The following is an 11,298-nucleotide window of genomic DNA, read 5'->3' on the forward strand; positions in this document are numbered from 1 at the left end:
TGTGTTAGAGCACCCGGTTGAGAGATGGGATGTTAATACCCGTATCTTATACGGAGCAAAGGATAATCTGGTCGAATTTGATACGATACAACAGTTTACCGGAAAATTTCCGTCTATAGTGGAAATTATGGATGACGGAGAGCATTATTTCCATACGGATGAGCAGTTAGAACGATATACTGGGTGGTTATCCTCACATATCACGTAAGTCCGATTGGTTCGTATTCGTGAGAATTTCCAACGAGGTGTAGGATAATGAACAATGCAAAAAAAATTATACCCAGAAACCTATTCTTTTATTGATTCGAATCAGGGGAATTACTCATTTTATTACTGGATGGAGCCAGGAAGTACTCACCTATCTGTACGAAGAGCAAAATATTACCGCATCCGGCCATGAAACAACCGATACCGATCCCGGCATTGGAGTAAGTGAGGATACATATCCGCTCGAGACCTACGTACCTCTCCCAGGATACATACCAGGTTGAACTTCTGACAAATCTGGATCAGGTTCCTGAAACCGGAGCTCTGATTATCGCGGCATTCCCAAAACCCCTGGACGGCTCAGGATTTCCTGCCAGAGTATTTGCAATATGCCCGTGAAAAGGGATAATGAGATGATCTCTCACTTTTTCGAAAAATCAGTCCCTCCTGTCCTAGATCACAATTTATGATGAAATACGTATACCCATACTCTTTTGAATATTTCCGAAAGATGTCCATCTCCATCTCCAGTCCCTGAATGATGAACTGTGCATCCTGATTCCCGGCAAATTTCTCCTTGAGCATCCCAAGCCGTGCGGCTAACGCATTATAATAATGAGTATACCAGCCGGTATCAGGAAGCCTAAATGACCCGACCAGTGAATACCCCTCTGCCCGTATCATCTCCTCTGTTTGTGCCACGGTTGGCATATCTGGAGAGATCTCATGCATGAACTGTGCACATTCTTCTGACGGAGAATCAGTAAACCAGGTGCAGTCAGAGATCATCATATATCCGCCCGGTTTTAAGAATTTCTTCCACGTCTGCAGAGCCGGGAGAATACCAATGATAAACGCTGAACCTTCTGCCCAGATGATATCAAATGACTTCTCATCAAATGGCAGATTATCCATCGATGCCTGGCGGGTCGTAATTCTCCTGTCAAGTCCGGCTTTCTGTGCCCGGCTGGTGAGATCATCCAGAAACGGCTGATGGAGATCTGTAGCAGTAATCTGACAATCCGGGCAGATCCGGGCAAGAGTCAGATCCTGCATACCGGATCCACATCCGATATCAAGGATCTTCCCCCGTTTGGCATCAGGAGGAAGAAAAGAGAAGGCAAATGCTGTTGCTTCGTCAAGACCCGGACCCTGCCTGGGCAATCCTTCAAACATTGAACAGATAAGCGTTACATCCATGGGGAAACACATTGGAATGAAGATGTGAAATGCTTTCTGATCTATTCCACTTTAAAGACCAATATGTCATTTTTGTGTATGAAAAAAGCGACCCAGAATATTGCAGAATTTCCAGATTAAATTGAAAAAGATAGAGAATTTCGAAAGAAATGGTGGTGATAAGGTCACACCTGTTCATCAGCCATCTCATACCAGTAATACCGGTGATCATTCCAGAGCCATTCACAGGCCAGTACAGCCGGAACAAACATGGGTTTATACCGGATTCTGATACGGAAACGCTTTTTCGTCCGGTCCCGTACTGCTCTTTTCCCATGAGCCTGCTGATGACAGGAATGACAGAGAACACGAAGATTTGACGCGGTTGAATCCCCTCCTTCAGAAAGCGGGATTACATGATGCACTGAAAGATCACGCTGTTCTCCGCATATCTGACACCGGTACCCATCCCGCTCCAGTATCTGCCTGCGGATAACATTCCAATACTGTGGCCTTCTTCCCCTGATAGATGCATGTTCCTGCTCAACCCATGAATAAAAGAGATCCCTGCACCGGGAAGAGCAGCATGAATCAAAGGAGTGTTCAGAATCAAGAGGCATTTCACACCAGCGACAGAGCCCGGTGTGGTTCAGGGCAGACTCACCGGATTGATTCATCCAAACAGTAAATCAGCATGAGAACATATAGTGTTTTCTATGAAGCAATGAAGCCACGTGAAGATATAGAGAGATATGATAATATCATAGGAACTATAGTCTCATGACCAAACCCCTATCTGCACTGAGGTGCATGAAAACATACCATGAATCAAACCGCCCGTTCATGCACGAAAATCACGGAAGATAATACCAATGCACCCTCCCCATACCTCTCACCATATAAGGATCACATTCTCAAGCCGGATGTCAGACATTCAGCTGGAAAGAGAATCGAAGACCATATCAGCCCATATCCAAAGACCTCCCTTGCCTGGGAGTTATTAACAAAAGTCAGCCATATATCCGTCCTCTGGGACATGGCAGCATTTACGACCACCGAACGGCTGAGGATGAATGACCATGGAAGGACCCATGCACAGGTCACCGCAGCATCTGCCCTTACCATCCTGGATCTGCTCTGCTCATCTGATATCAAACCGGATATAATAAAAAAGGGGGGAGACTTGGATGATGCAACCCTCATAGTCCTGGTAAGTGCCCTCTGCCATGATATCGGGAATGCAATTCACCGGGATTCCCACCTGTCACACTCCATGATGCTGGCCCAGCCAATCCTTGATATGATCCTGCCGGTCATCTATCCTGACCCGAAAACCGCTCTGCTTATCAGAGCCTTCATTCTCTCGGCGATTCATTCCCATCACGGAGACCCGAAACCTCTGACCATCGAAGGGAGTATTATCAGTGTTGCTGATGCCAGTGATATGACCAAGGGGCGTGCATGTCATTCGACTGATATCTCCACCGCTTCCATGCATGCAATATCCACCCTGGCAATCGATGATGTGATAATCACGAGAGGGTTGAATCGTCCGGTTGAGATACAGATTGTCATGTCCCAATTGGCCGGGATGTTTCAGATTCATGAAACACTGATACCAAAGATACATGCAGGATTGTTAAAAGATCATGTTAATGTCTATATTCCGCTCCAGGACCAGTATATCTATTAAAAAGACGGATGCATGAATGAATTATCCCTATCTGATCAGGAAAGCAGATATCGAAATAGTATTTGCAGACAACCAGGGGTTAAAAAATCATCAGAACACACTTAAGGAACTAATTATGGATTCAAAAAATATAAATTGAATAATAACAAAGCTGTTAAAAAATGAATCCAATTGTATTTTTGATTTCATTTCTGCCATGGATCCTTTTCGGATTATTTGCCGGACATTCTCTGGTTGAACTTGAAACCGCCCTTGTTATCTCTTTAGTTATTTCAATAATCGTCGGATACCGGGACATGCGGGACAAGCTCATAGTGCCCTGGATAACATTCTTCTTCTTTGTGGGAATGGTCATTGCCCTGATAGTCCTTCAATGGTATAGTATCATCCCGTATATTGGAATTGCATCAAATACAGTTCTCACGGGAATTGCATTTGGAAGTCTTGCAATTGGTATTCCCTTCACCATCCAGTATGCAAAACGGGATGTTCCCCGCGAACGCTGGGAGAACCCAGTATTTATTCAGATTAATAAAGACCTCACCGCATTCTGGGGAATTCTCTTTTTCCTGGGATTACTCAAGAGTATATACACATTCTATTATCCGGATTCTCTGGGGATATTCGGTGATGCTTACATGTGGATCTCCATCATCGTCGGTATCGTTTTCACCATGAAATACCCGGCATATGCGAAAGCCAGAAGTCAGACATAATCAAAATTTAGAAAATTGTCAGGTCATGGATTGACCATTTCAAATCTTTTTTCAAAAACCATTGCAGAGGAACCCGCGCCCTGTATGACCTGCTCCAGGCTGCGAAGTAATCTTTGTGAATACCATGCAAAAGAGAGAGGGAGCTTAATTCAGGTCCCTGGCCGGCCGGTTAATCATCCTCTATGATGTCAGGAAACAGAATATCAGCGATGATGTGCGCAGGGAAGAGGAAGAGCCAGAAATAGAGGGCGAAAGACGGCCTGATAAAAGAGAGCGGAATTGAGAGGAGAAAGATACCGGGACTGATATAATTCTTTATTCTTGTCAGTCTGACAAAATCCTCTGGCAGATCTTTATTGATATGCATGTACCGCTTTGATGCATAGTGCCATATCAGCCCCAGCAGTAACCCGGGAGCGGCATACCCGATTGCAGCAATAATTACTGCTATCTGCAGATGACCATACTCATTGATGAGTTTTGTCACAAACGGCATCATAATGATGAACAGCAGGAAAAAGGTATTCAGCCGCATCAGAATACCGTCATACCCGACGATAAATCTGAAGATCCGGTGATGATTTGACCAGTATGCTGCAGTGATGATAAAGGTCAGGAAAAAGTAGAGGAACCGGGAGTATTCATCAGCAAGTCCCTGGACCAGAAGTGCATCCTGCTGTTTCTGGAGATCGGGAACGACCAGATCAATTGCCAGGAGGGTCAGGGAAAATGCAAAGACTGCATCACTAATCCCGATAATACGGTCCAGACCACGCCGTTCGTAATAATCACTTCTTTTCATGCACTCCTCCGGATTATGAGAGCAATATACCGACAAACACACCGGCAAGAGCGGCAGCAAGGGCAATTCCCATCGTTTCCATGACTGTCCGGACCGGACTTCTGTTGCTGATCCGTGCCCGGCCAATACCAAGGAGGAGGAGCAGGATTGCAGTAACCACGATACAGATGATCCAGGCGGTGTGCATCGGGAATAAGACAAAGGGAATGACCGGAGTCAGACCGGCAAAGAGATCTGACAGAAACATCCAGATTGAATGGATCACGGGGGATGTCTTCTGCCCGATAGTCTTCTGACTGGCAGCGATCGCCGTTTCTAATCCGGATATGGTGGCAGGATTTTTTGAGATATCTGCATGAATGGAGTTGATGGTCTGCTGTGAGAGGCCTGAATTCTGAAGCAGCCCCATCAGATCTGATACTGCTCCCTCAGGGTTTTCATTGATTGCAGCAATCCGCTCCTGGTTCTCTTCCTCTTCTTCGTCCCGTTCAGACTCAATCTCCATAAAGCAGCCGGCCATCATCGAGACCGAGGCTGCAATGGCTCCGGTGGCACCGGCAAGGACAACAGCATTGGCAGAGTCTGCTCCAGCAGCAACACCAAGGACCAGACCCAGAATAGATACAGTCCCATCTGACATCCCAAAGACGACTTCGCCATATGAAGCCGCCAGCGATTGTTTAATACGTGATATGAACGACTCTTCCGACATTATGATATACCTGTTTCAGTGTTGTGAGTGTTCGGATAAAATACCTCTTTCAAGCTATTATGAAAAAGAAAAAATGTTGCATAATTCAGAACTCATTTCCGATAGAAGGGAGAACAGAACCTCAATGATTCAGGAGAAAACTGCGCATACTTCTTTTTTCCAAAGAGTATTAAATTGTATTTTTAATATTTTATTTAAACGATACATCCTGAATACCTTGATACATAATAGATGGCCATCCCATCACTTCTGTCACACTCATTGAATTTATATATTCCATGAGGAAAATACACAACCATGGTAGAGTGGAGGCTAATTCCAGTTATTCTCCTAATTTTGATGGGTTTTATCCCGTCAGGACTTGGATGTACAACCTTTGTTGTTACTAATGAAGCATCAGAGGATGGTTCCACGTTTGTCGGACATTCAAATGACGGGTTTGGACCTGGTCTGATCGGGCACCAGATCCGGGAGGATATGATTTCATTTCGTCATATCATCGCAAAAGATCATCCGGCAGGGGCAATGAGGCCTGTTGTGTATGATCCTAACAGTGGTGGAGAGTTCCTTGGCGAAGCAGCTGCATCAGACACTGAAACGATCATAATCGGTGAGATTCCCCAGGTCAACCATACGTATGCCTACATTACCGGAAGTTACGGGATAATTAATGAACATCAGCTCATGACCGGAGAATGCACGGACTATGCAAAGATTCATCCTGGGGCAGAGAAGGGGAAACGCATCTTTTACAGTTCTGAACTCTCCAATATCGCACTTGAACGATGTAAAACAGCAAAAGAGGCAGTGATTCTCATAGGGGACCTTATCGACACCTATGGATATTACGGAACCGGTGAGACTCTCATCTTTGCCGACCCATCAGACGCCTGGGTTATCGAGATGTGTGGCGGAACTCCTGACGGGACCGGAGGGTACTGGGCTGCCCAGAGAATTCCTCCTGGTGAGATCTTTGTTGCCGCAAATGAGTTCAGGATTCGGGAACTTTCTGAGGATAACCCTGATCAGATATTTGGGAAAAACCTCAAAGATGATGCACAGACGATGGGCTGGTGGAAACCGGAAGACGGCCCCCTTGACTGGGCACAGGTGTTTGGCATCGGTGAATATTCGCATCCCTACTACTCTCAGGGCAGAGTATGGAGAATCTTTGACCGTCTGGCCCCGTCACTGGGTCTCTCACCCTATGTCGAAGGTCCGTTCTCAAAGGCATATCCCTTCTCAATTAAGCCGGATGCTCCGGTAAACATCACAAATGCACTCTCCATCTTCCGGGATCATTATGAAGGAACGGTATATGATCTGACTGCACCCCCTGCAGGAGGTCCGTTTGGTGATCCCTACCGGGTATGGGGTCCGTTTGATCTGCATGACGCTCCCTATGAAGGACAGTTAAAACCCGGGTCCTGGCCACGACCGATATCTACCGATCCGTGTGGATACTCATATGTCTGTCAGGGCCGATCTGATCTCCCTGATCCTATCGGCGGGATCTGCTGGCTTGGGTTATCATCTCCTGCAGAGACGTGTTATCTTCCGTTCTATGCCGGAATATATCACATGCCGGCACCGTATCTCCACGGTTCCCACTGGGAGTTTGATTTAAATACTGCATTCTGGCCATATGAACTGCTTCAGAATTATGCACGGCTCATGTACAGTTACATGGCTCCAGAAATTAAGGCTGAACAGGAGCGGATCGAGGGGGCGGCAATCGCGAACCAGTCGGCAATTGAAGCAAAAGCGCTTGAACTCTACAAGACGAACGAACGATCTGCACGGGAATTCCTGACAGAATATTCCAGCGAGACGGCATTGCATGCACTCGATGACTGGAAAAAACTCATGGGGAAGATGATTGTGACGTACCGAAACGGGAATTACAATGATGTTGATAATAAAACCATCAGCAATATCGGGTATCCTGACTGGTGGTATGAATATGCCCGGTATCAGTACGGTCCACGGGTATATGATATTCAAGGATTACAGGCGATTCCTGACGTAAAATATGTCGGGGAGGAAGTAAATATCACAGGAGATCCACTCACCTATATTGCGACGTATCAGACCGGATAAATGAGGGCTCATTATGCAGAATAATGAAAATCCTATTATTTTGAGGGGAATTACCAGAGTTGAAGGAAATGCTGAAGGAGAAGCTCTGGCCACTTCAAGTTTTTTAAGCCACCTCGTGAATGCAGTCACTTCTGACGGGATTATCAGGATATTCGGCCATCCTCTTGTTGGACAGTCGTATGCCGGTAAGATTGTGGTATATGACACTGACAAATTCTCTACCGGGGGTGCCTGGGGCCTTTATTTCAAGGCAAAGGTGACAAATGCAGCACCAAAGGCTCTCATCTGTCGGACTGTCCATCCGATCAGTATTGGTGGTGCCATTGATGCCGGGATTCCTGCAGTTGACTCTTTTGATGTGGACCCATGGACTGTTATTCAGACCGGTGATTATGTAAAGATAACTGCACCAAAGGCAGGAGATGAAGGGATTATTGAGATATATCCAAAAGATCCTGCACGGCGAGCAGAACTGGCAGATTTAAAATCCTCACCAAAAAAAGGGTGGGAAAAAAGTAACGTCTCACTTACCCTCTATGAACAGGAGATGCTAGCCGGAAAGCATGGCAGACCAAAACAGATAGCCATGGAACGATTGGTAAAATTTGCTGAAGGGATGGGATCAAAACGTATGGTGCCGATATGTTCCGCCCACCTCTTTGATGATCATCAGAGTCGTGATTATACCGTCGGGGCATGGCCTGCATTTGAAGAGTTCGCGAATATGGGGGCCAGGGTAAGAGTGCCGACCACGGTTGAGAGTACAGCCATGGGAGATGACCTTGTCGATGATGAAGGGATGCCCTGGCATTATTCCGTTATGGCACCGGCCAGAGAAGTGTTCAAGGGGATGGTTCCGGTTCATGAAAATCTGAAGAAGATGGGTGCTACGGTAATCCCGACCTGTATCCCCTATGCCCACCTGGCTCCGCCAAAATTTGGTGAAATCCTCGTTACTTCAGAGTCGAACGCTGCTGCATACAGTAATATCATGATTGGAGCGAGGGTAAACAGGGACCCTGCGAACATGGTCCTCTACGCTGCAATAACCGGTGTTATGCCTGAATACGGGGTTCACTTGCCGGAGAACCGGATCGGTCAGATGATCTTTGAGGTTGACCCTGCCGTAGTACAGGAACTTGATGATGTCGGGGATTATGTTGCACTTGGCGGAGCAATCGGGTTTCGGGCTGGCGACCGGGTACCTGTTGTATGTGGGCTGGAACGGATGACAAATGCTCAGGCAAAGGCATTTTGTGCCTGTGTATCCCCTGCACTGACCTATCCCATGATCCATATCGTTGGCATCACTCCTGAAGCAAGGACGATTGAAGAGGCTTTCGGAGGGGAGATCCCTAAGGATGTTGAGCGTGTTCATATCACCAAATCAGATCTTGCGGCGGTGTATCAGAACCTTCGACAGACAGAGAAGACCAGTATTGATGCAGCGGTTATCGGCTGTCCGTTTTTGATGTTTGAAGAACTCGCAGATATTGCTGAGATGCTGAATGGACAGAAGGTAACCACACGGCTCTGGCTCTACACCGACTATGTGAATTACAGTGCAGCGAAAAAGGCAGGTATCCTTGAGAAGATAGAGGCCAGCGGAGCACGGGTCGTGCATTCATCCTGTCCGGGTATGGTCGTCAGGGCACCTGCGGATGCGGAGAACCTTGTCTTTGCCACCGACAGCCTGAAAGTTGCTATGCTCTTTGCCGGTATAGGCTGGCCGAAGAACTGGCTTGGAACACGAAAAGATGTCATCCAGGCAGCGATAACCGGCACGTATGTTCAGACTAAGTGGCTGAACTGATATCCTCTTTCTTTCCCAGGGTGGAGAAACATTATGGATGTATATAAACGATTAGCAAAGAAACTGGATGAATTGCCACAGGGGTTCCCCTCTACCGATACAGGGGTTGAACTTAGGATCTTACAGATCATCTTCTCCCCTGAAGATGCAGAGATGGCACTCCAGATGACGCCGGCTCCTGAGACTGCGGAACAGGTTGCCGCAAGACTTTCAAAACCGGTTGAGGAGACCCGTGCAATGCTGGATCAGATGGCTGAAAAGGGACAGATAGGCTCACTATCAATAGGAGGACAGCAGGTCTACCGGCTTATTCCTTTTGTCATTGGGATCTTTGAATTTCAACGTAAAGAAAGATTAACAAAAGAACTTGCCGAACTCATCGAAGAGTACGGTCCCCATCTCATGAAGGTTACTGGGGGTCATGCACCTCATATCGCTCGTGTCATACCGGTCAATGCCGCAATTCCAACCGATCTTCAGGTGCTCCAGCAGGATGATATCCGTCAAATCATCAATAATGCCAAATCATTCAGGGTTCAGGACTGTATCTGTCGGAAAGAGAAGAACCTTCTGGGAGATCCCTGTAAACATTCCATTCATAACTGTATCCAATATTCCATGGAAGAGAACGCCTTTGATTACTTCAATCCGGAGGGCGAGATCATCACCAGGGAAGAGGCGTTACAAATACTAGAGAAGAACAGCCAGGAAGGGCTGGTTCACACTACCTATAACATAATGAATGTCCCCGGAGGCTTTCTCTGCAGTTGTTGTTCCTGCAGTTGTGCGATGATACGGGCTCTGAAGGAGTTCAAGGCCCCATATATGATTGCCAAAAGCAACTATATGGCCCATATCGATGAGGATGCCTGTATTGCATGTGGGATCTGCAGGGATGAACGCTGCCCGATGGATGCGATCGCTAATGAGGATGGAGAATTTCGGGTTTTAAAAGAACGATGTATCGGGTGTGGTGTATGTATCATCACCTGTCCTTCCAAAGCACTGAGCCTGATTGAAAGGCCTGTGCATGAGCGTGATCCGATAGCGACGGATGTAACCGAATGGGGAAAGATGCGGATGGAAAATCGCATGCATGATGAACAGAAGACCCAGAGTGTTCCAAAATGAAGAGATGAAGAGATCAATACCGAAAATTATTATATCACAGAATACAATCACAAGCCTGTAAATTATTCTGGTGATTTGCGGTATTTCTCCGGTAATTTTAGAACACTCCCCCCGGGACTACTTTTTATTGTATTTTCCATGCGTGATGAAACATCCTTTTTTATCCAGGGTGATATACTAAGGAATGAGCCCTATCTTAGCGAAGAGGTATTTAGTAGAGGACTTTACAGACACGTTTGATCTCATCGGAGATCGACTATCAAAATCCCTGATTCAGGAGATTCTTTCAGAGTATGAAGAGATAGGGGCTGATGATCCAGATAATTTTCCAGTATCATTTGACTGCGAGAGTTTACTTACTCTTCTTGGAGAACATGAAAAAGCCATAAGATGCCTTGATCAGATTCAGTGTGATTATGGAAAAGGGATGCGGATGCTCAGATATGCCTCCCATTATGCAGGTTTAAACGACATTGAAGGGGTGAAAAAATCCCTGCATCCGCTCCTTACCAATCCCACAGATGAACATGAAAAAGAATGTGCATTTATCGCCGCAGGGCGTATTGGGGATCGGGATTTGTCAATCAGGCTATGGGAAGAACTGATAAGAGAGAAAGGACTTGGAAACCAGAGAATTACTCATGAAGTATTAGGAAGTCCGGATGCATTCAACTGTCTTTCTCACCTGCAATTCCGTGAATGGTACGAGGGAATTCATCTCCTCTATCGATATGACATCAAGGAAAACCGGGATATTGAACTATGTGCCCTGGTATCTCTGCTTCATTATCAGATGGGAATAATTTATAATACCATCATTGATATGATTCAGAATACCGGCCCGTATGAGTCATTCACCGGGATTGTCGTCGCCATTGCAGTTTCAAGCGGGACCCATTCCTGGATCACTGAATTTCGGGACATTGCAACTATTGATGAACCAAA

The 11,298-nt window shown here is 46.3% G+C and carries 10 protein-coding genes and 1 pseudogene; 7 read left to right on the forward strand and 4 right to left on the reverse strand.

Features of this window, described 5'->3' with window-relative positions:
• Window positions 1-208 (forward strand): annotated as a pseudogene (locus LDL35_RS10900) (alpha/beta hydrolase); the annotation flags it as partial.
• A gap of 359 nt (window positions 209-567) precedes the next feature.
• Here LDL35_RS10900 and LDL35_RS10905 read toward each other — a convergent pair.
• Both LDL35_RS10905 and LDL35_RS10910 read right to left on the reverse strand, forming a co-directional pair.
• Entirely contained in the window at window positions 568-1,407 is an 840-nt protein-coding gene (locus LDL35_RS10905; protein WP_304022364.1) for a class I SAM-dependent methyltransferase, read from the reverse strand.
• Window positions 1,408-1,571: 164 nt separating this feature from the next.
• A complete protein-coding gene (locus tag LDL35_RS10910) occupies window positions 1,572-2,063 on the reverse strand; it encodes an HNH endonuclease (protein ID WP_304022365.1) in 492 nt (163 codons plus the stop codon).
• Window positions 2,064-2,209: 146 nt separating this feature from the next.
• Between LDL35_RS10910 and LDL35_RS10915 the strand changes: the two genes are divergently transcribed.
• Together LDL35_RS10915 and LDL35_RS10920 are read left to right on the forward strand one after the other, a co-directional pair.
• On the forward strand, window positions 2,210-3,079 hold the full coding sequence (locus LDL35_RS10915) for an HD domain-containing protein (protein ID WP_304022366.1): 870 nt from the start codon (window positions 2,210-2,212) through the stop codon (window positions 3,077-3,079).
• A gap of 161 nt (window positions 3,080-3,240) precedes the next feature.
• Window positions 3,241-3,795 carry a hypothetical protein gene (locus LDL35_RS10920; protein ID WP_304022367.1) on the forward strand — a complete coding sequence of 185 codons (555 nt, stop codon included), beginning with the start codon at window positions 3,241-3,243 and terminating at the stop codon, window positions 3,793-3,795.
• A gap of 169 nt (window positions 3,796-3,964) precedes the next feature.
• On the opposite strand, the gene LDL35_RS10925 is transcribed toward LDL35_RS10920, so the two are convergent.
• A complete protein-coding gene (locus LDL35_RS10925) occupies window positions 3,965-4,597 on the reverse strand; it encodes a TMEM175 family protein (protein ID WP_304022368.1) in 633 nt (210 codons plus the stop codon).
• A gap of 13 nt (window positions 4,598-4,610) precedes the next feature.
• Window positions 4,611-5,309: a VIT1/CCC1 transporter family protein gene (locus LDL35_RS10930; RefSeq protein WP_304022369.1), complete on the reverse strand. Its 699-nt coding sequence runs from the start codon at window positions 5,307-5,309 to the stop codon at window positions 4,611-4,613.
• Between the two features lie 339 nt (window positions 5,310-5,648).
• Here LDL35_RS10930 and LDL35_RS10935 point away from each other — a divergent pair, with 339 nt between their 5' ends.
• The 4 genes from LDL35_RS10935 to LDL35_RS10950 form a co-directional block, all read left to right on the forward strand.
• The gene (locus tag LDL35_RS10935; RefSeq protein ID WP_304022370.1) at window positions 5,649-7,409 is read left to right on the forward strand and encodes a dipeptidase; all 1,761 of its coding nucleotides are present in this window, start codon (window positions 5,649-5,651) and stop codon (window positions 7,407-7,409) included.
• 13 nt (window positions 7,410-7,422) lie between these two features.
• Window positions 7,423-9,222 (forward strand): aconitase X, encoded by a 1,800-nt coding sequence (locus LDL35_RS10940; RefSeq protein WP_304022371.1) that lies wholly within the window; start codon window positions 7,423-7,425, stop codon window positions 9,220-9,222.
• Between the two features lie 33 nt (window positions 9,223-9,255).
• Complete coding sequence (locus tag LDL35_RS10945) at window positions 9,256-10,353, forward strand: ATP-binding protein (RefSeq protein WP_304022372.1); 1,098 nt, start codon at window positions 9,256-9,258, stop codon at window positions 10,351-10,353.
• Window positions 10,354-10,537: 184 nt separating this feature from the next.
• Window positions 10,538-11,298 (forward strand): hypothetical protein (locus tag LDL35_RS10950; RefSeq protein ID WP_304022373.1); only part of this gene is annotated, 761 nt, incomplete at its 3' end.

The sequence above is a fragment of the Methanospirillum hungatei genome, assembly GCF_020216685.1.
In the GTDB taxonomy this organism is placed as follows: Archaea; Halobacteriota; Methanomicrobia; order Methanomicrobiales; family Methanospirillaceae; genus Methanospirillum; species Methanospirillum hungatei_B.

Coding starts and splice junctions, on each gene's coding strand:
- LDL35_RS10915 (WP_304022366.1), top strand. CDS start 2,210: ATGAATCAAACCGCCCGTTCATGCACGAAAATCACGGAAGATAATACC.
- LDL35_RS10930 (WP_304022369.1), bottom strand. CDS start 5,309: ATGTCGGAAGAGTCGTTCATATCACGTATTAAACAATCGCTGGCGGCT.
- LDL35_RS10910 (WP_304022365.1), bottom strand. CDS start 2,063: ATGAATCAATCCGGTGAGTCTGCCCTGAACCACACCGGGCTCTGTCGC.
- LDL35_RS10940 (WP_304022371.1), top strand. CDS start 7,423: ATGCAGAATAATGAAAATCCTATTATTTTGAGGGGAATTACCAGAGTT.
- LDL35_RS10920 (WP_304022367.1), top strand. CDS start 3,241: ATGAATCCAATTGTATTTTTGATTTCATTTCTGCCATGGATCCTTTTC.
- LDL35_RS10945 (WP_304022372.1), top strand. CDS start 9,256: ATGGATGTATATAAACGATTAGCAAAGAAACTGGATGAATTGCCACAG.
- LDL35_RS10925 (WP_304022368.1), bottom strand. CDS start 4,597: ATGAAAAGAAGTGATTATTACGAACGGCGTGGTCTGGACCGTATTATC.
- LDL35_RS10935 (WP_304022370.1), top strand. CDS start 5,649: ATGGGTTTTATCCCGTCAGGACTTGGATGTACAACCTTTGTTGTTACT.
- LDL35_RS10905 (WP_304022364.1), bottom strand. CDS start 1,407: ATGGATGTAACGCTTATCTGTTCAATGTTTGAAGGATTGCCCAGGCAG.